Below are 24,343 nucleotides of genomic sequence, written 5' to 3' on the forward strand. Positions count from 1 at the left end.
TCTCTTTAGGCCCTTTCATGCACACGCATTCTCTACGCGACGAATGGTTCTCCAACATTCGAGGCGACATCCTGGCCGGCATTGTGGTCGCGCTGGCACTTATTCCCGAGGCGCTCGCCTTTTCCATCATTGCAGGCGTTGAGCCTAAAGTCGGCCTTTATGCAGCGTTCAGCATTGCCGTCGTCTCCGCGATCGCCGGTGGCCGCCCGGGAATGATCTCTGCAGCAACTGGCGCCGTAGCGCTGCTGATCGGATCCCTGGTCAAGAATCACGGTGTGGAATATGTGTTGGCCGCCGGCATCCTGGCCGGACTGCTGCAGATCGGCGCCGGCTTTCTGGGGCTGGGATCGCTGATGCGCTTCGTGTCCCGCTCCGTCATCACCGGCTTTGTCAATGCGCTGGCCATTCTGATCTTTCTGGCTCAGTTGCCTCAACTGCACAACGTCCCGCCCTACGTTTATGCCATGGTCGCGGGCGGCCTGGCCATTATCTATCTCGTGCCCCGCCTGACCAAGGCCGTGCCCTCGCCGCTCATCTGCATCATCGTCCTGACAGCCATTTCCATGACGCTGCATCTGGATGTGCCCACCGTCGGCGACATGGGTGCATTCCCGGACGAGCTGCCGATCTTTGCCTTTCCCGAGGTCCCGTTCTCGCTGGACACCTTGCGCATCATCTTTCCTTATTCGGTCAGTATTGCTTTGGTCGGTCTACTCGAATCGCTCATGACGGCCAGCATTGTCGATGACTACACCGACACACCCAGCAGCAAAAACCGCGAATGCCGGGGCCAGGGCTGCGCCAACATCGTCGCGGGATTTTTAGGCGGGATGCCTGGCTGCGCCATGATCGGCCAGACCGTCATCAACCTGAAATCCGGTGGCCGCGGTCGTCTGTCCACCTTTATCGCGGGCGCTTTCTTGCTGGTGCTTGTTGTATTCCTGGGCCCCTGGGTCCAGCAGATCCCCATGGCCGCATTGGTGGCCGTGATGATCATGGTGTCGATCAGTACATTCGACTGGCGCTCCATTACCCGCTTGAAAACCAACCCCAAGACCTCATCGGTAGTCATGGTCGCCACGGTCGCTGCGGTGGTATCGACCGATAATCTCGCCATTGGCGTAGGCCTGGGCGTGTTGCTGAGCGCGATCTTCTTTACCGAAAAAGCCCGTCGCATTTTGACGGTCGAATCCACGCTGGATTCACAAACGAGCGAGCGCCACTACCGGGTACGCGGCCAAGTCTTCTTTGCTTCGTCCGAGGCGCTGGTGTCGGAGTTTGATTTCAAAGAAACAATTTCGTCCGTACACCTGGACCTATCGCACGCCCATTTCTGGGACATTACCGCGATCGAGGCACTGGATCGCATCGTTCATAAATTCCGCCGCAATGGCATCGAAGTGACCGTCACAGGCCTGAACCGCGCCAGCGCGACGATGATCGAGAAATACGCGACGCATGACAAGCCGGGCGGAACGGCCCTGCCTACCTCATCCCATTAACGAACTAGAAAAAATACTGACAAACAGCCTCAGGGATTGGATATGTGTCCGATTCTGAGGGACTGTTTAGTCAACACCACGCTTTGCTCTGTCGATTTGCCACAATGCATGCAAGCCTTTCGACATAGTCGCGCGGTCGCCCAGACAAGCACCTGTTAAGAAGAATGGCCTCAGGCGACCGAGCCGCCTGTTTTCTCAGAATTTGCAACATTGCCAATGTCAGAAACTGTTATACTGTTTCTGACATTAAATGAGAGTATCTCATGGACACGCTACCGGAAACGATCCTTCGACAAGCACGGGCTCTTCCTGAGGGAGGGGTACTTTCGCCTAAGGAATTTTTGCATCTGGGCAGCCGGGCAGCGGTGGATCAAGCATTCTCGCGGCTATGCAGGGCCGGCAAACTACTACGCGTCGCTCGTGGCCTCTACTCTTCCCCCGTTTCCAGTCGATTTGGTTCGCGTGCCCCGTCGCCTGAAAAAGTCGTCCAGGCGTTGGCCGAACACAGCGGCGAAATCGTCATGCCGCATGGTGCCAGCGCGGCCAATGCCTTAGGGCTGACTCAACAAGTACCAATTCGTGAGGTCTACCTGACGTCGGGCCGTAGCATCACACTGAAGCTAGGACGATCTGAGATACAGGTAAAACGCGCACCGCGCTGGATGTTGGCACTAGGCTCACGCCCGGCCGGAGCCGCTGTACGTGCACTAGCCTGGATCGGACCAGCGCATGCGAGAGAGTCGTTAGCCTCACTACATCGCACGCTTCCACGCTCAGAATGGCAGGCGCTAACCTCAGCACGTGCAACCCTTCCAGCGTGGATGGCGCAGGCGATTGGAAAAGAAGCATTCCGTGACTGAGTACTTCTTCGATCTAAGCAAAAAGGATCAACGGGAAGCTCTGGAGTATGCCCGTGCCAATAGCAGTCGCCCGGCACACCTCTTAGAAAAAGACATATGGGTTGTATGGACCCTTCGCTGTCTATTTGAATCGCCCCTCTCAGCCCACCTGACATTCAAGGGCGGCACTTCGCTATCAAAGGTTTATAAAGTTATCGACCGATTTTCCGAAGACATCGACCTGACCTATGACATTCGCAGATTGATACCGGACTTAATCGGCTCAGGCAACGGCCTGCCCGCAAGCCGCAGTCAAGCAACCAAGTGGACACAAGCGGTTCGCCATCGGCTGCCAAACTGGATCATGGAAAACATACAACCTGTGCTTCAGGCAGCGTTGGCGCGCGAACACCTGGCCGGCCAACTTGAGCTGGGCGGCCACGAAAAAGACAAGCTATTCCTACGATATCCCGCATTAACGCTGGGCACCGGCTACGTCGCGCCGGTTGTAACTCTGGAGTTCGGTGGCCGCGCTACAGGCGAGCCCCACCAAGTTTTCCCAGTGAATTGCGATGTCGCAGCTTTCTTGCCCGATGTGTCATTCCCCACCTCCTCGCCACTGGTCATGAGCATCTCGCGCACATTTTGGGAGAAAGCAACGGCGGCCCACGTATTCTGTGCGCAAGGCCGCATTCGCAGCGAACGCTACTCGCGGCATTGGCACGATCTGGTCGCGATAGCTAGCGGGCCTCATTTTGAAAGCGTCGTTGCTGATCATTCAGTAGCGGAGACCGTCGCTCATCATAAATCCTGCTTCTTCATCGAAAAGGATCCGAGCGGCCAAGCCATCAACTACGGTACAGCAACCGGTGGACATTTGAAGATCGTCCCCGAGCGAGAAGCGCGAGCAGCCCTAGAGGACGATTATGCCGCCATGCTCGCGGATGACGTGATGATAGGGCATGCTTTACCCTTCCACGAACTGATGGAGGCATGCGCTGAACTCCAGGTGAAATTGAACCAAGTCGCCAGGCAGCGGGCGGCATCAGTTTAGACTGATATATCCCTGTAATTCTCGTCGTTGCTCCCCTTCCCACGTATGCTATTCGTCACACCGACACACGCACATCTTCCAAAATAAGATCCGCCGCCTTTTCCGCCACCATCATCACCGCGGCCTGTGTATTGCCCGACACCATACGCGGCATCACTGACGCATCCACCACACGCAGGCCGGCTACCCCCCGTACGCGCAAACGGGGATCCGTCACTGCGGTGGCGTCCGACCCCATGCGGCATGTGCCTATGGGGTGATAAATGGTTTGTCCGTTCCGGCGCGCAAAATCCAACCATTCATCGTCCGTTCGCACCGCCGCCCCCGGGCTGGTTTCCTGTTCGATATATCGCTGCATACTGGGCTGCCCCACAATACGCCGCGCCACCTGCATCCCTCCCACCAAGCTCGCGCGATCCTCTTCTGCACTCAAAAAGTTGGGACGTATCGCGGGGGCATCGAACGGATCAGCACTTTTGATATGGATGCTGCCCACAGACTGGGGCCTCAGTTGCGCGACCCCTATGGTCATGCCGGGATGGTGATCCAGAATGCGCTCGGCCGCGTTCGCATAGCTGGCATGCACAAAAAAGTACTGCACGTCGGGGCTCGGCAGATCCGGCGCGGACTTTACAAAGCCATGCACCAGGCCCGTGCCCAGCGTCAGTATGCCTTTGTGAGACGCGTAGTACCGCAAGACCTGATTGGCCAGGCGCCATCCTCTGGACATTTCGTTCAGAGTCACCGTGCCCCGCACACGCCAGTTCATCCGCGTGGCGAAATGATCGATATAGTTCTCTCCGACGCGGGGCTGTGCATGCACCACGTCGATACCCAGCGTTCGCAATCTCTCGGGATCACCCACACCAGATAGCTCCAGCACCTGAGGCGTCTGAATCGCCCCCGTGCACAGCAGCGTCTCGCGGCTCGAGCGCACGGTGTGTTGCTGGCCATCTTTTTGGTAAACCACACCCACGCAACGCTGCCCCTCAAACAACAAGCGCAACACGTGCGCACCGCTGATCACTGTCAGATTCTTGCGTCCCAATGCGGGTTTCAGATAGCCGTCGACCACGCTCCAGCGACGCCCGCGATGCTGCACCACCTGATAATAGCCAAAGCCCTCTTGATCGCCATCGTTGTAGTCGGCATTGATGGGCTGACCGTCCTCTTGCGCCGCCGCCAGAAAGGCATCGGCGATTGGGTAGCGCTCGGAAACCTGCTCAATATGCATGGGCCCGGATGTACCGCGATTCGGACCACCCAGCGCATAGTTCTCGATCTTCTGAAAATACGGCGCGACATCCGCCGCCGACCAACCGGTCGCGCCATCATCACGCCAGGCATCATAATCGCCGGCTTGGCCGCGCACATAGATCATGCCATTGATCAAGGTAGAACCGCCCAGTCCTTTGCCGCGCGGCACCGCAATGGTTCGACCCAGTACGTTTTCCTCCGGCTCAGTCTGAAACCGCCAGTTGAACACCGGATTCACTAACAGCTTGCTAAAACCGGCGGGAATCGAAATCCACATGCTGCGTGCATCCGTGCCAGCCTCCAACATCAGCACGCGATACTTGCCGTCGGCCGTCAATCGATTGGCCAGAATGCAGCCAGCCGTCCCGCCCCCTACGATGATGAAGTCGTACTGATGCATCACTGCCCTGCCCCCGGCACGCCCAGGGCCTGAGCCATCAGCGGAATCTGGCACGCCAACATAGGGGCACCATAATGAATACGGCATCCTCGCACCTGTGCGGCCTGCAACAAGGCCGTGTCCTTGGGCTGCATGATGATCTCGCACACGAGCTGGTCCGGCGTCAGGCGATTGACCTCCAATGGCAAGGCATCGCCTTCGGCCAAACCCAGCGACGTGGCGTTGACCACGATCTCGTGCCCTGACGGGTCGGGTGTGCCCACATGAATCCGTGCATCGGGATACAGCGTGAGAATACGCTGCTTCAGATCCTCGGCCTTGGCACTCGTGCGATTTGCGATAGTCAGATTGGCCACGCCAGCTTTGACCAACGCAAAGGCAATCGCGTTTGCCGCTCCGCCTGCTCCGGCCATATAGGCGGTCTTGCCCCGCAGCTCATGACCAGCGGCCAGTACGCCACGCACAAAGCCTTCGCCATCCAGCATGTCCGCCACCAGCCGCCCATCGGGTTCGCGGCGCACGACATTGGCCGCACCAATCAATGTCGTCGCATCGGAGGCCTCGTCCACCAGCTGCAAAATCGCAGTCTTATGCGGCACGGTGACAATGAATCCACCCAGATTGCGCAATTGCCGCAAGCCCGCGACGACGGTGGCCAAACTGTCCGGAGTCGCGTGAAACGGCACACACACGCCATCGTGACCGATCTGCGCAAAATACTCATTCAACCGCTGAGGCGTTTTTACGTGATGAATGGGATCGGCCAGAATGCCGTACAGGCGGGTCGTACCAGTGATTTCTTTCACGTTGTCATTCCTTTGTGCACTTATCAATGCCAGCGCACGCCATGCAGCGATACCGCGCATGGCGCAACCAAAATCGAAACTTCAAGACCGCAATTGCTCCAACGCAACGGCCGCTACCCCCTCAGCGTCCAGCTTGTAATGGGCATACAAGGTGGTCGGCGGCGCAATCAAGCTGTATTCGTCATAGATGCCGTGCCGCCGCAGCCGCGTCCCGCTGCCGATATCGGCCAGGACTTCCGCTACCGCCGATCCGAGGCCACCCAAAACATTGTGTTCCTCTACCGTCAACAAACGCGACGACGCGCCCGTTGCTTTGAGTACGGCATCACGATCCAGGGGCTTGATCGTCGGCATATCTATCACCCCCACGGAATAGCCTTGATCCCGCAGCGCTTGCGCAGCCTGCAATGCCGCGCTGACGGTAATGCCACATGCGATGATATTCAAATCACTGCCCAGGCTATGCTCAATGGCACGGCCGAACTCAAACGGAACACCATCTGGATAAACCTCGGGATCTCGGCCACGGCCGATCCGAAAGTAAATCGGCTCGGGCCAATCGACCGAGGCCTTGATGGCCGACGCCAATTGCGCGCCATCCGCCGGCGACACCACTGTGAGTCCGGCGATCGCGCGCATAGTCGAAATATCCTCTGTAGCGTGATGCGACGTGCCGTAGAACCCCAGGCTGATCCCCGTATGATGGCCGATCAGCCGCACTGGCAGTTTCGTATACGCGACATCCATGCGTATCTGCTCGCAGCACAGCAATCCCAGAAACGACGCGAATGTCGCCACGAACGGCATCACCCCCGTCGTCGCCAGCCCTGCCGCGGCGGACACCATGTTTTGCTCGGAAATGCCAAACTGCACATAGCGATCCGGATAGGCGGCGGCAAAACGATTCAGGCCATTCGAATACTGCAGGTCGGCAGACCCCGCTACCACGGGATGCCCCTCATGGGCCAACTCAATGAGGGCGTTGGACAAATAGCTCAGTCCGGGATTCATCGCATTCAGTGCGCGATACTGCCAAGACTCTGGACTCAGGGTATGTGTCATGTTCAGATCTCCTGCGATTGGATTTCGTCAATGGCGATCTGTGCGTCGGCGGGCGCCAGATACCCCAAATGCCAACCGGGCTCGGTTTCCATGAACGACACGCCTCTGCCCTTGACGGTGCGGGCGATCAGGCAAGCTGGCTTTTGACGTGTGCCATCGGCCTTGAGTTTGCGCAAGGTGTGCGTCAAGGCATTCAGGTCATGACCATCGACCTCGTGCACCTCCCATCCAAACGCGGTCCATTTATCGCGCAACGACTCTACCCCCACGACATCGTCGACCTTGCCGTCCAGTTGATAGCCATTGCGATCAATGATGGCGATCAATCGCGAGAGCTTGTTATGGCCAGCGAACAATGCGGCTTCCCATACCTGGCCTTCTTGCATCTCGCCATCGCCCAGCATGACGAACACATGATAGGGACGCTGATTCATGCGCCCACCCAATGCTATCCCGATACCGTTGGACAGCGCGTGCCCAATCGAGCCAGAACTGAAATCAATGCCCGGCACCTTGGTCATGTCCGGATGGTCTCCCAACGGGCTGCCCAGCCGCGTATAACCATCCAGCAACTCGCGCGAGATGAATCCGTGGTCCGCCAGCACGGGGAACAGACCGACGGCCGCATGGCCCTTGCCCATCAGGAATCGATCGCGATCCGGCCAATCGGGTTCACCCGCACGCAGGCGCATCACGTCGTAGTACAGCGCGGCAAATATCTCGGCGCAGGAAAACACGGAACTGTAATGACCGACTTTTGCGATCTCGATCAGTCGGATCGTTTCCAGTCGTATATAGCGTGCTTTGTCGCGCAGCAGCGCAATTTGCTGTGATGTGGGGGGCTGCGCCACGGGGCACTGCTCATCCGATGCCATGCCTGTCTCCTCTTCTATTCAAGATATATGATATATAATATACTCAAATTCGGATAATACGCTATGGCAAGCTAGAATTCACCGTCCCGTCACTTGCAAGCGCTGTCACGTCATGTCGAGCCTGAAACCGGTCAAAAAAGAAAACCTCTCCGTCAAGGTCTATAACGAGATCCGTAATGCCTTGATCAATGGGCAATACGAGCCTGGCGAGCGCCTGATCATTGGAGAGCTGGCCGCGGAAATGGGGGTATCTATTACGCCTGTGCGCGAGGCCATCTTTCGGCTGATCAGCGAGCAAGGCCTGGAAATGCAGGCAGCAACGGCGGTCTACGTGCCCTATGTGAACTCGGAAAAGCTGCGGGAAATCCAGCAGATCCGCTTTCACCTCGAGGGCATGGGCGCGGCCGAGGCAGCCAAAAACATCACCCGCAAACAACTGGACAACCTGATAGCGCTGCAAAAGGAATTCATTTCCTGCACCTCGACGGATCCCAAGCGTGCCAGCGCCCTGAATCGCAAATTCCATTTCTCGATCCTCGAGGCCAGCAACAAACCGATCCTGCGCGCTACCGTGGAGTCGTTCTGGGTGATCACGGGCCCCATTCTGAAGGTCTTTCATATCAAGACCGCCGGGCTGGACTATTCGACCGACGAACACCGCCACGAGGCCGTGCTGGCCGCCTTGATCGCCCGTGATCCCGAGGCTGCCCGCACAGCGATCCAGGCCGACCTGGTATGGGGCGGACAGATCATGATCGACTGGTTGGTCGAGAAAGAAAAAGAACAACAATTTCTCAGCACGACACCACGTAAATAAGGAGACACCATGCTGAAGGTTTTCGGAGGTCCGGGCCGCTATTTCCAGGGCCCCGGGGCATTGCGCACGCTTGGCGAATCGGCTGCCCTGTTCGGACGGCGCGCCGCACTTGTCATCGACAGCTATGTCTATGGCGTACTGCATGAGCGATTGGCCGATCTCTGCAAACCCGCAAACGTGGAATTGATCCCCCTGATCGTAGAGGGCGAAATGACGCCCGATACGATTGCCTCGCTGCGGGCCCAGGCGCAGGCGCAATCGGTAGATATGGTGATCGCGGTGGGCGGAGGCAAGGCACTGGACGCGGGCAAAGCCGTGGCCAAAGCCCAACACCAGCATTTGATCACCGTGCCGACAGTGGCCTCTAACGACGCCCCCACCAGCAAAAACTACGTCTTGTACGACGCGCATCACAATCTGCTGGCGGTCGAACACATGCTGTTCAATCCGACCATTGTGTTGGTGGACACCGAGGTCATCAGCACCGCCCCTGCCCTGTTTTTCCGTGCCGGCATGGGCGATGCCATCTCGAAAAAATTCGAAGCCGAACAGTGTTTCCGCAATCAAGGACAAAACATGTTCAACGCGGCGTCGACACTGACGGCGCAGTTGATTGCCGAGGGCTGCATGCGCACGCTGCTGACCGATGGTGCGGCCGCACTGGACGCGGCAGGCACCGGCCGCCCGACAGCGGCGTTCGAACGGGTCGTTGAAGCCATGATTCTGATGAGCGGCCTCGGATTCGAGAGCGGCGGCCTGTCGATCGCCCATGCGCTGACTCGCGGCCTGCCACGTATTCCAGGCATAGGGCAGGCCCTGCACGGCCTGCAAGTCGCCGTGGGACTGTTGGTGCAATTGGATCTGGAGCATCGTTCCGACACCATGCTGAACGATCTACTGGCTTGGTATGCGCAGGTAGGATTACCAACGCGACTGAGCGAATTAGGTGCGGCGGGCACCATCGACGATGCGGTGTTGCACGAAGCCGCCACGCTGACATTGGCCGCGCGCCATGCGACCAATTTCGATCGCACGCTGACCGAGCAAGAGTTGGTCGACGCGCTGCGGCGGCGTTAGGACGCTGCGTCTCGTGGTGCTCTACGTTAGAACGCCACGTTGTCTGCGCCTTTCAGTCCCAACTTTTCTCGCGCTTCATCGGGCGTCGCGATATCGAGGTTCAACGCCTCTGCAATCGTGCGAATCCGTTCGACCTGCACACGATTTGACTCGGCGAGTTGACCCGGCCCGATCCATAGCGAGTCCTCCAGCCCAACACGCACGTTCGATCCCATGGCGGCGCCGATAGTCGCTAGCGGAATCTGATTGCGCCCCGCCCCCAGGATGGACCATTCGTATTCGTTGCCGAATAGCCGGTCCGCCGTGCGCTTCATGTGCATCAGGTCTTCCGGATGGGGACCGATGCCGCCCAGGATGCCAAACACCGACTGAATGAACGGTGGCGACTTGACCAGGCCGCGGTCGACGAAATGGGCCAGGTTATACAAATGGCTGATGTCATAGCACTCGAACTCAAAACGCGTGCCGTTTTGATTGCCCAAGGTCAGGATGGACTCGATGTCCTGATACGTATTGCGAAAAATCAGCGAACGGCTGTTTTCCAGATGCTCGCGCTCCCAGTCGTGCTTGAACTCCTTGAACCGGTCCAGCATGGGAAACAGCCCGAAGTTCATCGACCCCATGTTCAGCGATGCCAGTTCGGGCTTGAACGTCGTCGCCGGACGCATGCGTTCCTCTACCGTCATATGCGGGCTGCCACCCGTCGTGATGTTGATGATGGCGTTGGTACGTTCCTTTATTTTCTGCAGGAACGGCCGGAACAATTCAGGATCCTGGGATGGCTTGCCAGTCTGCGGATCGCGCGCATGCAAGTGCAATACTGCTGCGCCCGCCTCGGCTGCGCCAATCGCCGCCTCCGCAATCTCGTCAGCGGTCACCGGCAGGTGCGGCGACATGCTGGGCGTATGAATGGCGCCTGTCACGGCGCACGTGATAACGATCTTCGGTTTAGCTCTGGCCATGCTCGTCTCCAGTTTGGTTCTTGTGACGCATCAATTTCATCAACTGATCATCGCGCCAAAATCGGCGTTCCTGCAATTGGCTCGCCGGTAATTGCTCTCGGCGCTGCTGCTCCAGCGATCCCACCAATGCCTCGTCCCACGGCACGGATTGAGACTGCGTCGCACCAATCGACTGATACAGGCCGCCATAACGGGCGCAGTAGTCTGCCAGGCCTGCAGGCGCATTCAGATCTATGGTCTCGAATGGCCCCATGAATGACCAACGCAGGCCCAGGCCGTCTTTGATCGTGGTATCGATGTCCTCGGCGCTGGCCACCCCCGCTGCCGCCAGCCGAAACGCCTCGTGCAATAGCGCGCCCTGCAAACGATTCAACACAAAGCCTTCGATCTCGTGCCGGACCGTGATGGGCTTCTGTCCCAGTTCCTGCATGATCTGCCGTGCGGTTTCTATCGTTTGCGGTGACGTCCACGGGGCGCCGCACAACTCGACCAATGGAATCAAATACGGCGGGTTGACGGGATGCACTACCAGGCAGCGATGCCTGCCGGCCAACGACTCCGTATATTCACTGGCCGGCAAGCTGGATGTCGAGCTGCCGATTACGGCGTGGGGTTCGGCATATTGGTCCAGCTCGGCAAAGACGGCGCGCTTGATTTCCAGCCGTTCCGGCGAATTTTCCTGCACATAATCCGCACCCGACAATGCAGCCTGCAACGACTCGGCAATACTGACGCGATCAGCAGCTGCCTGTACGTCGTCCAGCAAACCATAGCGCTGCAGTTCTGCCAATTGCTGCACAATCAATTCGCGAGCCTGACCCAAGCCCTGGGTCTGCACATCGTACAGCCTGACATTCCAACCGCGGCGTGCAAAAACAATGGCCCAACCCTGGCCTATCAGGCCGGCGCCAATAACGGCAACAGTACGCATGAGAGATCCTCGATCAATAGAGCTTTTGCGTAAAACCATCGATCACAATTGCCTGCCCACTGACGCTGCGCGCTGCCTCACTGGCATTGAATAGCACCATGTTGGCGATATCGCGCGCGCTCACCATACGGCCCAAGGCTGCCTGACTCTCGTATTGCTCGGCGATTTCTGCGACCGGACGCCCCAGCGTTTTGGCCTTGGCCTCGATCACTGCCCGGATTCTCGGCCCCTCGACCGCACCGGGCAATATGGCGTTCACGCGTATGCCATAAGCTCCCAATTCGATCGCCAGCGTCTTGGTAAAACCGATCACCGCCCATTTCGATGCGGAATAGGCAGAGCGCCCGGCAAAGCCCAAATGCCCTGCCGCCGACGACAGATTGATCATGACACCGGCTTGCGACTGCTTTAGCAACGGCACCGCCTGCCTGGCACACAGGAACTGCCCCGTGATATTCACCGCCAGCGTGCGATCCCAGTCGGCTTTGCTGAGTGTCTCTACGAATCCCGTCGGCCCAGCCACGCCCGCATTGTTGACGAGGATATCCAGTCCGCCCAACTCGTTGCGAACCTGGGCAAACAACCGCTCGACACTGACTTCATCGGACACGTCCGCATGCGCCGCATGCAATCCTGGTAGCTGGCTCGCCGCCTCAGCCAGCCGAGTGTCATTCACATCGCAGATGAACACGGTCGCGCCCGCATGGTGAAAGACCTTGGCCATCTCCAGGCCCAATCCATCCGCGCCCGCGGTGATCAGCACCTTTTTGCCTGCGTAATTAACCTCTTCGAACATACCTGAGTCTCCGAATTGTTATACGTGTCTCGCTTTATTTTCGATATACGATATATGATAATTTCACTTCATGCTCAGAAAATTTTTGCAACGCCAAACTCGTCGTCCGCCGCCCCAGTTTGAACAGGAACCTGATGGATAACGAAAAAAATTCTTTCAAAATCCGATGCTTATGCGGATTTAGGGAAATCCCCGATTCGTCTCATTCCCTCGGCAACTAGAATCGAACAGGGCGTTTTTAGCCCAAAATTTCATATATCATATATTATAAAAACCAAGACGGACTCTCTGAAAAGTCCCACGCACTCCCACATCAACGCATGGAGCGAGACAATGTTCAAAATCAAAAAATTCACATTGGCACTAGGGTTATGCAGCGCGCTTTCGGCCACCACCGCATGGGCAGATATCAAGGTTGGCGCCCTGTTTCCGTTCAGCGGCGCCCTGGCGCTGTTGGGCCAGGAGAGCTATCGAGGCCTGGAGCTGGCGGTCAATGAAATCAATGCCGCAGGCGGCGTCAACGGCGAAAAGATCGAGATTCTCAAGGCCGACGCAGTTGATCCCACCCAGGCCGTGTCCGAAACCAAACGCCTGGTCTCCTCAGGTGTGGCAGCAGTATTCGGCAGCTATGCCTCAGGCATTTCCTATGCCGCGTCGCCCGTGACCGAACTTGCCGGCATCCCCTATTTCGAACTGGGTGCGACCGCGCACAAAATCACGACCCGCGGCTACAAGTACCTGTTCCGCAGCAATCCGAATACAGGGCTGTACGGGGCCGCAGTGATCGATGCCTTGCATGACATCGTCGCGCCAGGCATGGGGCTGAACCCCAAAGAAATCCGGATAGGGATCATTCACGAAGACGGCCCATACGGCACGGACGTCGCAGCCACCGAGAAAAAACGTGCCCAGGAGCTGGGCTATACCGTGGCAGAAGTCCTGCCCTACTCGGCCAAGACCGTCGATCTGTCGTCGTTGATCTTGCGCCTGAAAGGCGCCAAGGTTGACGTGGTGCTGCAGACGGCTTATCAGAACGACGCTATCCTGTATTTCAGCCAAGCACGCGCTGGCGGGTTCAAACCCAAAGTCGTCATCGGCGCGGGCGGCGGCTATTCGCTGGCGGACACCGCAAAGGCCGTGGGCGCCGATATGAACGGCGTTTTTGATCTGGATTTCCCGCAATCCTCGATCAATCCGGCGGGCGCTCCGGGGTTGGACAAGTTCCTGCAGGCCTATAAAACCACCTATAAAAGCGACCCGCAATCCGGCCACAGCCTGACCAACTACGTAGGTGCCAAGGCATTCTTCGAAGCCATCGGCAACGCCAAATCCACCGACCCCGAAAAAATCCGCGAGGCTGTGCTGGCCTATAAGAAACCTGCAGGACAAACAGCCAATGGCTGGGGCTTTGAATTTGGCGAAGATGGCCAGAACAAGGCATCCACGTTCTACGTCATGCAGTGGCAAGACGGCAAACTCGTCACCATCGCGCCGTCAAATCTCGCTCAAGGCAAGCCCATCTTTAACAAGTAAATGATTTGCCGCTGCAGCGCCGTTCAAAAGAAACGGCCCGCGGCTCTCAAGGAAATGCGGGACCGCCTCACGTTTCCTTGCCCCTCAAAAGCCTCCCGGTCCGCGCGGGACACCGGGAGGCTTCCCATCACAGAGGTTGCACAATGGACATTTTTGTTCAACTGGTCATCAATGGCCTGTTGCTAGGTGGCGCCTACACCATCATCAGTCTGGGGCTGACGTTGATATTCGGTGTGGTGCGAGTGGTGAATTTCGCGCACGGCGAATTCCTCATGATAGGCATGTACATGGTCTATCTGATCGCCACGCATTTCGGCGTCCATCCTTATGCCGGCCTGATCCCGGTTGCGGTGATTCTGTTTGCGCTAGGCGCAATGACGCAGAAGGCCATTATTCAGCCTCTGCTCAACGCCGATGAACATATACAGATCTTTGCCACCGTGGGCGTATCGACAATACTGCTGAACCTGGCCCTGGTGATCTTTGGCGCCAATGTCTATCGTGCCCCTGTAGAGCTCGGTACCTCCACGATGAACGTCGGGACGTACACCGTGGTGACGGGGCAGTTGATCACGTTCATTATCGGCCTGACTTTAGCCGTGCTGCTGCATCTGTTCATGCATCGCACCTATCTGGGCCGGGCGCTGCGCGCCGTCGCCCAACATCGTTACGCCGCCATGTTGATGGGCGTCAACGTCCATACCGTCTATGCCATCGCGTTTGGACTGGGCACCGCATTTGTCGGGGTCGCGGCCGGACTGCTGGCGCCACAGTATCCCGTCTTTCCCACCGTAGGCACCTATTTTGTGCTCACGGCATTTGTCATTGTGGTGCTGGGCGGACTGGGCAGCCTCTATGGCGCGGTTGCCGGCTCAATGATTCTGGGCGTAGTCGATACGCTGGCAGGCTATTACATCGCCCCCGACCTGAAAGAGGTCGTGTATTTCGGGATCTTCTTGCTGATCCTTGTCCTGCGTCCCACCGGCCTGTTTGGCATCGGCACAGAATAACAAGGAGCCTGCCGTGTTTCCCGATATCCGTCATCCCAAGGTTTACACCAGCCTCATCCTGTTCCTGGTGATGTTCCTCGTGCCCGTCATCATGGGTACGCCATTCTGGACCAACCTGTTTGTCCTACTATTTGTGTTCGCTTCGTTGTCCGTGGCCTGGAACATCGTCGGCGGCTACGCAGGCCAATTGTCATTGGGCCACGCCGTGTTCTATGGCATAGGCGGTTATACCGCCACATTGCTGACGCAGAATTTTGGCATTTCGCCATGGATCGGCATGTTGACCGGTGCGGTGATTTCCGGCGTGGTCGCCATCGTGATCGCCTATCCTACCCTGCGTCTGCGTGGTCCATTCTTTGCCCTGGCGACGATCGCGATCCTGGAGGTCGTGCGGTTGTTGGTCATCCATGAGGAAAGCTGGACCGGCGGATCGAGCGGTATCAGCCTGCCGTTGAACATCGGCTGGACCTGGATCGTGTTCCGCGAAAAAATCAATTACGTCATCATCGCGTTTGCCCTGTTTCTCTTTGTCGTCTGGGCCTCCTGGTTCATCCGCAAATCTCGCATGGGCCATTACCTCATTGCGATCCGCGAACGCGAAGACGCTGCTCTAGCAGTCGGCATCCATACCGTACGCGTCAAGATCCTGGCTGCCGTGGTCTCCGCCATGTTGACCAGCTTGATCGGCACTTTTCACATTACCTATCTGACCTTTGTGGATCCGAGCTCGGCGTTCTCTCTGGATCTGTCCATACAGATCGCCATGTTCGCCCTGATCGGCGGCCTAGGTACTGTGGGCGGCCCCATTGCCGGCACATTCCTCGTATTGCCGATCGCAGAGCTGGCTCGCGGCTGGCTCAGCAGTGTCGGCAGCGGCATGCACGGATTGATCTATGGCCTGATTCTGGTCGCGGTGGTGTTGACGATTCCGCGCGGCTTGGCTGGCGCGTTTGGTCCCGCGCTGGGGCGTCTGATGGCACGGCTACCCTATCTCGGCACTCCGAAATCAAAACCGCCGATGAGGCATGGTCTGGCACATACCGACACGCCTCATCGCGGCGAACCCGTCCTACGTGCAGAGAATCTGTTCAAGAGCTTTGGCGGCCTATGCGCGACAAACGACGTGTCGTTGCAGCTGAACGAACGCGAGATTCTGGGCATGATAGGTCCGAACGGCGCGGGGAAAACCACGGTATTCAATTTACTGTCGGGCTTCTTGTCGCCGGACAAAGGCTCAGTCACACTGCGCGACAAGAACGGCAACTGGATATCGTGCAACACGCCAGACGCCTTTGCGCACCAAGGCCTGGGCCGCACCTTTCAGACGGCCAAGCCCTTCACCGGCCTGACTGTGCTGGAAAACATCATGTTAGGGGCGTTCATCAACACCCGTGATCGCGAGCAGGCCGAACAGATCGCCTTGTCCGTCGCCGAACAGACGGATCTGTTAAAGCACCTGAACACGGAAGCGCGCAGCCTGACCGTGGGAGGCATGAAGCGCCTGGAAATCGCCCGCGCATTGGCCACGCAGCCACGGATACTGTTGCTGGATGAAGTCATGGCTGGGCTCAATCCTACCGACATCGAAAAAGCCATTCAAATGATCAAGCGCATCCGCGATTCCGGCGTATCGGTGCTGTTGATCGAGCACATGATGCAGGCCACGATGGCGCTGTCCGATCGCATCATCGTTCTCAACGAAGGCGCCGTACTCGTGACGGGCTCCCCGAAAGAAGTGGTCGAGCATCCCGCGGTGATTGAAGCCTATCTCGGCAAGGAGTATCAAGATGCTTAAGATATCGAACCTGACCTCGGGCTATGGCAAGACTCAGGTCCTGAACGGATTGGATTTTGAAGTCCATGCCGGAGAAATCGTCACACTGATCGGCGCGAATGGCGCAGGCAAGACGACGACCTTGAAAACTCTGTGCGGCGTCATTGGCAGCACGGCAGGCAAAGTCGAGTTCGAGGGAAGAGACCTCACCAACCTCACACCCTACGACATTGTCGATGCGGGAATCACCATGATCCCCGAGGGCCGTCAGCTATTTCCTCATTTCACCGTGCGCGACAACCTCGTGATGGGTTCGTACAAACGCGCGGCCCGGCCGATTGTGAGTCGCAAGCTGGAAGAAGTCCTCACCATTTTCCCCCGCGTCAAGGAACGGCTGAATCAATATGCCGGCTCGCTGTCCGGCGGCGAACAGCAGATGGTCGCGATTGCACGGGGCATGATGGCCGACCCGAAACTGCTGGTGTTTGACGAGCCGTCGCTCGGCCTGTCGCCACTACTGGTACAGCAGATGTTCGACACCATCCGCAACGTCACCTCGCATGGCATGACCGTGTTGCTGGTCGAACAAAATGTATTTCGCACCCTGCGCCTGGCAGATCGCGGCTACGTGCTGGAAAACGGCGCCATCGTCCTCTCTGGCACGGGCGAAGAACTGCTGGTCAATCCTCACGTGAAGAAAGCCTACCTGGGCCACTGACCTTCAATCTGTTTCCTATAAGGACCGGCGTCATGTCGCTGAACTGCACCTATATCGACCACGGCAAGGGCGGAACGCCCGACTGCATGCAAATAGCCACCCGTCCCATGGAGGAACCTCAGGGACGGCAGGTCTTGATCGAAGTTGCGTACGCCGGCGTCAACCGCCCGGATATCCTGCAACGCGCCGGATCGTACCCCCCACCTCCCGGCGCATCGCCTCACCTGGGCCTGGAAGTCTCTGGCCGCATCATTGCCATAGGCCCGGACGTCCGTGACCGGCGCGTCGGCGACGTCGTATGTGCACTGACACCCGGCGGTGGTTACGCGCAATATTGCCTGACCGACGAACGGCAATGCCTACCCATACCAAAGGGCCTGGACTTGTTGCACGCGGCTGCGATTCCGGAAAACTACTTCACCGTATGGACCAATGTATTCGAACGCGCGGCGTTAAAGCCCGGAGAAACATTGCTGGTGCATGGCGGCTCCAGCGGCATTGGCCTGACGGCAATCCAATTGGCTCATGCCTTGGGATCCACCGTATGGACCACGGTCGGCAATGCCGACAAGGCCGCGGCCTGCGCAAAGGCCGGTGCCGATCACACGATTCAATATCGTGACCAGGACTTTGAGAAAGTGCTGGGCGACGCCACACAAGGCAAGGGAGTCGATGTCATTCTGGACATGGTAGGCGGCGACTATATCAACAAGAACCTGCGCAGCTTGGCGCTGAACGGCCGCCTGGTGCAGATCGCCTTTCTGGAGGGCAGCAAGGCACAGATCGACGCCATGCCTATCATGCTAAAGCGGCTGTCGTTCACTGGCTCCACACTGCGCCCCAGAACTGACGAGGACAAAGCGGCGATCGGCCAGGCACTGCAGGAGCGCGTCTTTCCCCTGATGGAATCGGGCCGTTGCCTGCCATTGATCCATCAGGTATTCACGCTGGATCAAGCCGTGCAGGCGCACGAACTCATGGAAAGCAGCAAACATATCGGCAAGATCATGCTGAAGATCAAGGACTGACCATCATGCGTTTTAGCGATCAAATCGCGATCGTGACCGGCGCCGCTGGCGGCATCGGCAGCGCCATCGTCGAGGGGCTACTGGCCGAGGGCGCGCACGTGGGCCTGATCGACACCAATGCGTCGACGGGCCAGGAATACGCAAAGGTTCTGCGCGAACAAGGACATCGCGTCCATTTTGTGCAGGCAGATGTCTCGCAGTTTGAATCATGTCAGACGGCTTATGAGGCCATTTCTACAGCCCTCGGCCCGGCCACGATTCTGGTCAACAATGTCGGGATCTCTCCGAAAACGAATGGCCGCGCGCTGAATGTCTGGGAAATGTCCCCGCAGGAATGGGACAAGGTCGTAGATGTGAACCTCAACAGCGTGTTCTACATGACGCGCCTGGCCACGCCCCACATGGTGCAGCAAAACACCGGCCGTATCATCAATATGTCGTCAGTCGCAGGCCGGGCGTATTGCGATATCGTGGCGGCACATTATGCCGCGACCAAAGCCGCGCTGATTGGCCTCACCCGCCATTGGGCGGCCGAGTTAGGCCCGCACCAGGTCACTGTCAACGCGCTGGCGCCGGGACGTATCGCCACACCACTATTAAAAACCGTCTCTCAGGAAATGAATGATGCCGTGGTCAAGGTCACGGCCCTGGGCCGCCTGGGCACCCCTCAGGAGGTGGCCGATGCATGCCTGTATTTTGCTTCCGACCAGGCTCGATTCGTCACCGGCCAAGTACTCGATGTGGCCGGTGGATGGCTGATGACGTAACGCAATCCGTTACTGCAGCGAGCCACGCCGTGTCGATCCAAGAACCATATCTCGCACAGCCAACAACGGCGGGGCCGAGGTCTAAGATCGATATGACGCCAGTCGCGCAGATGCGTTTTGCAAATGCGCGCTGGCCGCCTGCGCGGCCTGCTCTGCATCGCCTGCCTCGATCGCCTTCAGGATCGCCTCGTGCTCGGCCTGCACCTGCCACATCAAATCATGCGAACGATTACGGGTGTTTTTGCGCGCCGTGCGTATGAGCCTGCGGACTTGCCCGTCCAAAAATCCAGCAAAAGCGATGAAATGCTGATTGTGACTGGCCAGCACAATAGACTTGTGAAACTGCCCGTCCTCCTCCGTGCCGTCGGCCAGTCCCCGGGTGGCATCGTACAGCCGCTGATAGCATGCGCGAATACGTTTCAGATCGTCAGCAGTACGGCGTTGCGCAGCCAGACGCGTCGCCGAGACCTCCACCGATAACAAGAACTCGAACAACGCATCGATCTCGTCGCCGTTGCCCATATTCGCATCCAGGCGGAACACATTGCTGCCGTGCGGATTGACGAACTGTCCCCTGCCTTGCTGAGAGATGATCAGGCCGTCCGATTTCAGCATGAAGATAGCCTCGCGTATCACAGGCCGGCTCACACCATAGGTAGCAGCCAACGCCGCCTCAGACGGCAATTTGTGATTCTCATCGACGATATCGCCCTGCAAAATCGCCTGGCGCAAACGATCGGCGACCTCGCTCGGCAAAGTTGCCGGGCGAGGAATCAGGCTCTCTCGCAACGGATCAGGCAACACCACAGGATCATCCTGAGACATACAGTCCACCATTGACGTGCAAGACCTCGGCGGTAATAAAGCTGGCGTCATCGCTGCACAAGAATGCCACCGCCGATGCAACCTCTTGGGCTTGCCCCAGGCGCTTTGCGATGGATTGGTCGATCGACTCGGCCGCTCGGGTCTTTAGCAATGCCGAGGTCATCGGGGTTTCGATGATACCAGGCGAAACCGCATTGACACGGGTGCGTGGCCCCAGCTCGCGTGCGATGCTGCGCGTAAAGCTCAACAGTGCCCCCTTTGAGGCGCTGTAGTGTGCGTTGTAGAACGCGCCTCGATGCGCCGCCATCGAGCTCAGGTTCACGATCGCGCTGTTATCGCGCAGTAACGGCAACACCCTGCGGGTCAAGTAAAACACGCCGTCCAGATTCACCGCCAGCGTGCGCCGCCACTGTTCGTCCATCATCTGGGCCAACGGCTCGGCGAGATAAATCCCTGCACACGACACCAGAAAATCAACGCCGCCAAATGCTTGCTCAATCTGATCCACCGCCCTGGCGGCCGCATGCGCATCAGATAAATCGGCAGCAAAGGTGGCGATGGCCGGCGGATGCGCCACATCAATGCCGCTCTGCAAAGTTGCTGCAAAGGCGTCTAGCACGCCCTGATCCAGATCCAGCAAGAACACATTGGCGCCGGAACGGAAAAAGCGTTCTGCCACGGCACGCCCAATACCACCGGCCGCCCCCGTCACCACCAATGTACGTCCGGAAAAATCGTAGATAGCCATGATGCAATCGCTTGTTGGTACTCAGACCAGCATGGCCCAAGGTTGCTCGATGTAGCGTGTATAACGGCTCAACCACTGGGCCGCCAGCGCGCCATCAATCGCACGGTGATCGACAGACAGGGTGCATTTCACCACGGACTCGATGGCGAGTTGGTCATCCACGACGATCGGGACACGTTGCACCGCGCCGACGGCGAGAATGGCGGACTGAGGAGGATTGATGATGGCGCTGAAACGCGATACACCAAACATACCCAGATTGCTGATACTGAACGCACCGCCCTGGTATTCGTTGGGTGACAACTGATCGTCACGCGCCCGTTGCGCCAAGGTATTCATGGTGTGGCTGATTTCGGTCAGAGACATTTTTTCTACCTGCCGCAGCACCGGCGTATACAGTCCTTTATCGGTTGACACCGCGACACTGACATCGACATCGCGATAATGCAGCATGTCCTCCTCTGCCCAGGTGACATTCATCTCTGGCAGGTCTCTCAGCGCGCAAGCCACGGCCTTGACGATCAGGTCATTGATCGAAATTTTCCCGTCGATCGAGCCGTTGATTTGTTCCCGCAACGTCAACAATGCCCCGGCACGGCATTCTGCATCGAGATAAAAATGCGGAACCGTGGCTTTGCTTTCCGACAAACGCCGCGCGATAGTCTTGCGCATCTTGGAATGAGGTACTCGGATGATGGCATCGCGAACAGCGGCGGCATGCTCGTTTGCCCCGGTTCGTACGCTGCTGCCTGCGGATATGTTTTCAGCCGCTGTCGCAGCGGGCTGGGATGCAGCCTGTGGCAGATCACGTTTCACTACCCGCCCATTTGGGCCCGACCCCTGCACACCACGCAGGTCAATGCCACGCTCGGCCGCTAAACGGCGCGCCAGCGGGCTCGCGAATTGTCGATGGGTAAGGCTCTCCGCTGGCTGCGCACATGATGCCTCTGCACGAGACGGCGTCTCTGCAGCAATCGACACATTCTCGGCCGAAAGAGAAGCCAGCAGCGTCTGTGCTTTTTCCTCCGACTCACCATTCTCCAACAACACAGCAACTGCAGCTCCCACGGCGACTTCTTGTCCCGCCGGTGCCAGGATGTGCGACAGTGTTCCATCATGCTCGGCCACGAGGTCTACCGTCGCCTTGTCGGTCTCTATCAACGCCAAGGTGTCGCCTGCATGTACCGTGGCACCGCCCTCGACCTCCCAAGACAACAGCGTCGCTGACTCGGCATTTGCGGCAATTTCGGGCATACGAACAATACTGGCCATTATGCGGCTCCTTTTTGCTGCATGACCTCACGCAGTCCCTCGAGCACCTCTTCCGTCCGTGCGGCGGCGGCGCGCTCTAGCACTTTGGAAATGCTGGGTGCGGCCTCGCCCCCTGTCACACGCTGTACGGGCTGATCCAGCCAATCAAAAAAACGGCGCTGGATCTCATCGGACAGCCACCCGCCGTATGAAGTCCCGCGCGCGCCTTGCTCGACGATGAGCACATTGTTTGTCTTTCGAATACTTTCCCCCACCGTCTCCCAATCCAGGCTGGCGCGGTCCAGCCAGCGCAGATCGATCAAATCGGCCGATATGCCGGTCTCGTCCAGCGCCTCTGCGGCATGGTGAACCATGGACAAATACGTGATGACTGTCAGCTCAGTCCCGCTTCGACGCACGCAGGCTCGGCCCACAGGCAAGCAATAGTCGTAATCATCTACCGGCCCCAAGGCCGTCGCGTTGTACAGATCAACATGCTCGATGACCAGCACCGGATCCTTGCAACGCAGGGCCGTATTCATCAACCCGACGTAATCAAACGGCGTGGAAGGCGCAACAATGCGCCACCCAGGACTGGTAGCAAAGATACCCGCAGGGTCCATCGAATGCTGCGAGCCATAGCCCGTTCCCATTGCTACCTTGGTGCGCAACACTAAGGGCACATCGCTATCGCCGCCAAACATATGACGCACTTTACCGATCTGATTGAAGACCTGATCGGCAGCGACCCACATGAAATCAGGGTACATGAACTCGACCACTGGCTTATAGCGTCCGTCCAGTGCCATGCCACCTGCCAAGCCTACAAAGGCATTCTCACTGATAGGCGTTCCCAGGCATCGATCCTGATACAGCTGGCTCAACCCACGCGTCGCACCGTTGGTGCCGCCCTTCAGGCGATGGACGTCTTCACCCATCACAATCACCGATGCGTCCTGCTGCATACGGCGCGCCATCACGTCGGCCACTACGTCGATAAATTTACGATCGGATACCGCGACATGGTTCGATCCATCAACTCTGCCCGGAGAGCCGCTCATCGCCTCTGCCCTATCCGGCTCGGCAGCATAGCGCGCTCCCTGCATTTCAGAGAGATCCCCCAGAATACCCACATCGCGAAAATCCGGGCTGGGCCACAACGCTGCGCGTATCTGGCGCTTGCCCGCATGACGCGTGGCAGTGTTGTTCGAACCGGAGACATTTGGCGCCTCATCGTCCCCTGCAGCCCGGCCCTCTACAACCGTCAAGGCTTGCACCGCCGCATTCATCGCCGCCTTGACACGATCATGCAAGGCCTGCACATCCAATTCCGTCATCAGTCCCCGTGCCGTCATGCGGCGGGCCAGCAGCAACAACGGATCGCGCTGACGCCACGCGGCTTCTTCTTCCTTTGTGCGATAGCCAAAAGCACTGCCTGCATAGGGGCCGTTCTGATGAAAGAACCGATATACGTCCGCCTCGATAATCGTCGGCCCTTGTCCCGAGCGCATGTGTGTCAATGCCTGCTGCATGGCTGCGTGCACCGCCAGCGGGTCCATGCCGTCGACCTTCCAGCTGGGGATATTGAACGCCGATCCACGTGACGACAATCGCGTCTCGGCAGTGCTGTCCTCGATCGCCGTCGAGACGGCATAGCGATTGTTTTCAATAAAAAAGCACAGTGGCAGTTTCCACGCCGCTGCCAGATTCATCGTCTCCAGCACCGACCCGATATTGACAGCGCCGTCACCGAAGTACGTAATCATGACATCGTCCGTACCCGCGTGACGATACGCCCAGGCCTGACCTGCGGCCATCGGTACCCCGCCGCCCACAATCGCATTCGTGCCCAGCGCACCCGCCTCAGCCCAACGCAAATGCATCGACCCGCCACGCCCGCGGCAGTATCCCTGTGCCAAGCCCAGAATCTCGGCCAACGCTTTCTGTAGCAGACCCTGCACTGCCTCATCGATTTCCGCTTTCGGATCGATCCCGCGCGGGTGCAGATACGCCAGCGCTTTCGACAAGAACTGGTGATGCCCCCGATGCGAGCCGTTGACACCGTCGCTCGCTTTCAGGCCTGCGATGGATCCTGCGGCGCCGCCTTCTTGGCCGATGCTCGAATGGGCCGGGCCATGCACCAGGCCTTGTGCCGCCAGATCCAATACGGTTTCCTCGAACCCTCTTATCAGCGCACAATGCGCCAGCAAGGTACCCAGCAATTGCGGGTCAGCCTCATCCCAATCCTGATCAGTCGTTGTCAGTTCCCACCAGGGAGACTGAGGGGTCAAGCGGCAAAGTTCAGACATAA

22 protein-coding genes are annotated in these 24,343 nt (G+C 58.2%); 11 read left to right on the forward strand and 11 right to left on the reverse strand.

What is annotated here, in order from left to right; all coding sequences use genetic code 11:
* Positions 1-17 precede the first annotated feature (17 nt).
* The 3 genes from ACYVI2_RS01335 to ACYVI2_RS01345 all read left to right on the forward strand — a co-directional run bounded on the left by ACYVI2_RS01335 (position 18) and on the right by ACYVI2_RS01345 (position 3,395).
* Positions 18-1,502 carry a SulP family inorganic anion transporter gene (locus ACYVI2_RS01335; protein WP_415817999.1) on the forward strand — a complete coding sequence of 495 codons (1,485 nt, stop codon included), beginning with the start codon at positions 18-20 and terminating at the stop codon, positions 1,500-1,502.
* A gap of 263 nt (positions 1,503-1,765) precedes the next feature.
* Positions 1,766-2,362, forward strand: a complete 597-nt coding sequence (locus ACYVI2_RS01340) for a DUF6088 family protein (protein ID WP_415817997.1) — start codon at positions 1,766-1,768, stop codon at positions 2,360-2,362.
* Positions 2,337-3,395: a nucleotidyl transferase AbiEii/AbiGii toxin family protein gene (locus ACYVI2_RS01345; protein WP_460490251.1), complete on the forward strand. Its 1,059-nt coding sequence runs from the start codon at positions 2,337-2,339 to the stop codon at positions 3,393-3,395. The genes ACYVI2_RS01340 and ACYVI2_RS01345 overlap by 26 nt, the downstream gene beginning before the upstream one ends.
* 55 nt (positions 3,396-3,450) lie before the next feature.
* Here ACYVI2_RS01345 and ACYVI2_RS01350 read toward each other — a convergent pair whose 3' ends face one another.
* The 4 genes from ACYVI2_RS01350 to ACYVI2_RS01365 form a co-directional block, all read right to left on the reverse strand.
* A complete protein-coding gene (locus ACYVI2_RS01350) occupies positions 3,451-5,052 on the reverse strand; it encodes a GMC family oxidoreductase (protein WP_415817994.1) in 1,602 nt (533 codons plus the stop codon).
* The gene (locus tag ACYVI2_RS01355) at positions 5,052-5,858 is read right to left on the reverse strand and encodes a shikimate dehydrogenase family protein (protein ID WP_415817992.1); all 807 of its coding nucleotides are present in this window, start codon (positions 5,856-5,858) and stop codon (positions 5,052-5,054) included. The genes ACYVI2_RS01350 and ACYVI2_RS01355 overlap by 1 nt, the downstream gene beginning before the upstream one ends.
* A gap of 81 nt (positions 5,859-5,939) precedes the next feature.
* Entirely contained in the window at positions 5,940-6,920 is a 981-nt protein-coding gene (locus tag ACYVI2_RS01360; protein ID WP_415817989.1) for a transketolase family protein, read from the reverse strand.
* Positions 6,921-6,922: 2 nt separating this feature from the next.
* Entirely contained in the window at positions 6,923-7,795 is an 873-nt protein-coding gene (locus ACYVI2_RS01365; RefSeq protein ID WP_415817987.1) for a transketolase, read from the reverse strand.
* A 112-nt stretch (positions 7,796-7,907) separates the two neighbouring features.
* On the opposite strand from ACYVI2_RS01365, the gene ACYVI2_RS01370 reads away from it, so the two are divergent.
* Both ACYVI2_RS01370 and ACYVI2_RS01375 read left to right on the forward strand, forming a co-directional pair.
* Positions 7,908-8,612: a GntR family transcriptional regulator gene (locus ACYVI2_RS01370; protein WP_415817985.1), complete on the forward strand. Its 705-nt coding sequence runs from the start codon at positions 7,908-7,910 to the stop codon at positions 8,610-8,612.
* 9 nt (positions 8,613-8,621) lie between these two features.
* Positions 8,622-9,689 carry a glycerol dehydrogenase gene (locus ACYVI2_RS01375; protein WP_415817983.1) on the forward strand — a complete coding sequence of 356 codons (1,068 nt, stop codon included), beginning with the start codon at positions 8,622-8,624 and terminating at the stop codon, positions 9,687-9,689.
* A 26-nt stretch (positions 9,690-9,715) separates the two neighbouring features.
* Here the strand turns inward: ACYVI2_RS01375 and ACYVI2_RS01380 are convergent, their stop codons facing one another.
* Genes ACYVI2_RS01380 through ACYVI2_RS01390 form a run of 3 tightly spaced genes read right to left on the reverse strand, consistent with a single transcriptional unit; the run spans position 9,716 to position 12,378 of the window.
* Positions 9,716-10,651, reverse strand: coding sequence for a beta-keto acid cleavage family enzyme (locus ACYVI2_RS01380; protein ID WP_415817980.1), 936 nt, complete (start codon positions 10,649-10,651; stop codon positions 9,716-9,718).
* Entirely contained in the window at positions 10,638-11,582 is a 945-nt protein-coding gene (locus ACYVI2_RS01385; protein WP_415817978.1) for a 3-hydroxyacyl-CoA dehydrogenase, read from the reverse strand. The genes ACYVI2_RS01380 and ACYVI2_RS01385 overlap by 14 nt, the downstream gene beginning before the upstream one ends.
* Before the next feature lie 13 nt (positions 11,583-11,595).
* On the reverse strand, positions 11,596-12,378 hold the full coding sequence (locus ACYVI2_RS01390; protein WP_415817976.1) for an SDR family oxidoreductase: 783 nt from the start codon (positions 12,376-12,378) through the stop codon (positions 11,596-11,598).
* Positions 12,379-12,711: 333 nt separating this feature from the next.
* On the opposite strand from ACYVI2_RS01390, the gene ACYVI2_RS01395 reads away from it, so the two are divergent.
* The 6 genes from ACYVI2_RS01395 (at position 12,712) to ACYVI2_RS01420 (ending at position 19,208) form a co-directional block, all read left to right on the forward strand.
* Entirely contained in the window at positions 12,712-13,911 is a 1,200-nt protein-coding gene (locus ACYVI2_RS01395; protein WP_415817975.1) for an ABC transporter substrate-binding protein, read from the forward strand.
* A 143-nt stretch (positions 13,912-14,054) separates the two neighbouring features.
* Entirely contained in the window at positions 14,055-14,921 is an 867-nt protein-coding gene (locus ACYVI2_RS01400) for a branched-chain amino acid ABC transporter permease (protein ID WP_415817973.1), read from the forward strand.
* Between the two features lie 13 nt (positions 14,922-14,934).
* Positions 14,935-16,716 (forward strand): branched-chain amino acid ABC transporter ATP-binding protein/permease, encoded by a 1,782-nt coding sequence (locus ACYVI2_RS01405; protein WP_415817971.1) that lies wholly within the window; start codon positions 14,935-14,937, stop codon positions 16,714-16,716.
* The gene (locus ACYVI2_RS01410; RefSeq protein ID WP_415817968.1) at positions 16,709-17,413 is read left to right on the forward strand and encodes an ABC transporter ATP-binding protein; all 705 of its coding nucleotides are present in this window, start codon (positions 16,709-16,711) and stop codon (positions 17,411-17,413) included. Before ACYVI2_RS01405 ends, ACYVI2_RS01410 begins: the two co-directional genes overlap by 8 nt.
* Before the next feature lie 32 nt (positions 17,414-17,445).
* On the forward strand, positions 17,446-18,441 hold the full coding sequence (locus ACYVI2_RS01415; RefSeq protein ID WP_415817965.1) for an NAD(P)H-quinone oxidoreductase: 996 nt from the start codon (positions 17,446-17,448) through the stop codon (positions 18,439-18,441).
* A 5-nt stretch (positions 18,442-18,446) separates the two neighbouring features.
* Positions 18,447-19,208, forward strand: coding sequence for an SDR family oxidoreductase (locus ACYVI2_RS01420; RefSeq protein ID WP_415817962.1), 762 nt, complete (start codon positions 18,447-18,449; stop codon positions 19,206-19,208).
* A gap of 81 nt (positions 19,209-19,289) precedes the next feature.
* Here the strand turns inward: ACYVI2_RS01420 and ACYVI2_RS01425 are convergent, their stop codons facing one another.
* Genes ACYVI2_RS01425 through ACYVI2_RS01440 form a run of 4 tightly spaced genes read right to left on the reverse strand, consistent with a single transcriptional unit; the run spans position 19,290 to position 24,341 of the window.
* The gene (locus ACYVI2_RS01425) at positions 19,290-20,033 is read right to left on the reverse strand and encodes a FadR/GntR family transcriptional regulator (RefSeq protein ID WP_415817960.1); all 744 of its coding nucleotides are present in this window, start codon (positions 20,031-20,033) and stop codon (positions 19,290-19,292) included.
* Positions 20,020-20,781: an SDR family NAD(P)-dependent oxidoreductase gene (locus ACYVI2_RS01430; RefSeq protein ID WP_415817957.1), complete on the reverse strand. Its 762-nt coding sequence runs from the start codon at positions 20,779-20,781 to the stop codon at positions 20,020-20,022. Before ACYVI2_RS01430 ends, ACYVI2_RS01425 begins: the two co-directional genes overlap by 14 nt.
* A 21-nt stretch (positions 20,782-20,802) precedes the next feature.
* Positions 20,803-22,053, reverse strand: coding sequence for a dihydrolipoamide acetyltransferase family protein (locus tag ACYVI2_RS01435; protein ID WP_415817955.1), 1,251 nt, complete (start codon positions 22,051-22,053; stop codon positions 20,803-20,805).
* Positions 22,053-24,341 carry an alpha-ketoacid dehydrogenase subunit alpha/beta gene (locus ACYVI2_RS01440; protein ID WP_415817952.1) on the reverse strand — a complete coding sequence of 763 codons (2,289 nt, stop codon included), beginning with the start codon at positions 24,339-24,341 and terminating at the stop codon, positions 22,053-22,055. Before ACYVI2_RS01440 ends, ACYVI2_RS01435 begins: the two co-directional genes overlap by 1 nt.
* Positions 24,342-24,343: the final 2 nt, after the last annotated feature.

The sequence above is a fragment of the Bordetella tumbae genome, from assembly GCF_054780995.1.

What these genes read in the sequence shown, in the direction of transcription:
- ACYVI2_RS01410 (WP_415817968.1), top strand. Translation starts at nt 16,709, where the DNA reads ATGCTTAAGATATCGAACCTGACCTCGGGCTATGGCAAGACTCAGGTC.
- ACYVI2_RS01400 (WP_415817973.1), top strand. Translation starts at nt 14,055, where the DNA reads ATGGACATTTTTGTTCAACTGGTCATCAATGGCCTGTTGCTAGGTGGC.
- ACYVI2_RS01435 (WP_415817955.1), bottom strand. Translation starts at nt 22,053, where the DNA reads ATGGCCAGTATTGTTCGTATGCCCGAAATTGCCGCAAATGCCGAGTCA.
- ACYVI2_RS01430 (WP_415817957.1), bottom strand. Translation starts at nt 20,781, where the DNA reads ATGGCTATCTACGATTTTTCCGGACGTACATTGGTGGTGACGGGGGCG.
- ACYVI2_RS01420 (WP_415817962.1), top strand. Translation starts at nt 18,447, where the DNA reads ATGCGTTTTAGCGATCAAATCGCGATCGTGACCGGCGCCGCTGGCGGC.
- ACYVI2_RS01370 (WP_415817985.1), top strand. Translation starts at nt 7,908, where the DNA reads ATGTCGAGCCTGAAACCGGTCAAAAAAGAAAACCTCTCCGTCAAGGTC.
- ACYVI2_RS01415 (WP_415817965.1), top strand. Translation starts at nt 17,446, where the DNA reads ATGTCGCTGAACTGCACCTATATCGACCACGGCAAGGGCGGAACGCCC.
- ACYVI2_RS01440 (WP_415817952.1), bottom strand. Translation starts at nt 24,341, where the DNA reads ATGTCTGAACTTTGCCGCTTGACCCCTCAGTCTCCCTGGTGGGAACTG.
- ACYVI2_RS01365 (WP_415817987.1), bottom strand. Translation starts at nt 7,795, where the DNA reads ATGGCATCGGATGAGCAGTGCCCCGTGGCGCAGCCCCCCACATCACAG.
- ACYVI2_RS01340 (WP_415817997.1), top strand. Translation starts at nt 1,766, where the DNA reads ATGGACACGCTACCGGAAACGATCCTTCGACAAGCACGGGCTCTTCCT.
- ACYVI2_RS01375 (WP_415817983.1), top strand. Translation starts at nt 8,622, where the DNA reads ATGCTGAAGGTTTTCGGAGGTCCGGGCCGCTATTTCCAGGGCCCCGGG.
- ACYVI2_RS01335 (WP_415817999.1), top strand. Translation starts at nt 18, where the DNA reads ATGCACACGCATTCTCTACGCGACGAATGGTTCTCCAACATTCGAGGC.
- ACYVI2_RS01350 (WP_415817994.1), bottom strand. Translation starts at nt 5,052, where the DNA reads ATGCATCAGTACGACTTCATCATCGTAGGGGGCGGGACGGCTGGCTGC.
- ACYVI2_RS01425 (WP_415817960.1), bottom strand. Translation starts at nt 20,033, where the DNA reads ATGTCTCAGGATGATCCTGTGGTGTTGCCTGATCCGTTGCGAGAGAGC.
- ACYVI2_RS01390 (WP_415817976.1), bottom strand. Translation starts at nt 12,378, where the DNA reads ATGTTCGAAGAGGTTAATTACGCAGGCAAAAAGGTGCTGATCACCGCG.
- ACYVI2_RS01360 (WP_415817989.1), bottom strand. Translation starts at nt 6,920, where the DNA reads ATGACACATACCCTGAGTCCAGAGTCTTGGCAGTATCGCGCACTGAAT.
- ACYVI2_RS01385 (WP_415817978.1), bottom strand. Translation starts at nt 11,582, where the DNA reads ATGCGTACTGTTGCCGTTATTGGCGCCGGCCTGATAGGCCAGGGTTGG.
- ACYVI2_RS01395 (WP_415817975.1), top strand. Translation starts at nt 12,712, where the DNA reads ATGTTCAAAATCAAAAAATTCACATTGGCACTAGGGTTATGCAGCGCG.
- ACYVI2_RS01380 (WP_415817980.1), bottom strand. Translation starts at nt 10,651, where the DNA reads ATGGCCAGAGCTAAACCGAAGATCGTTATCACGTGCGCCGTGACAGGC.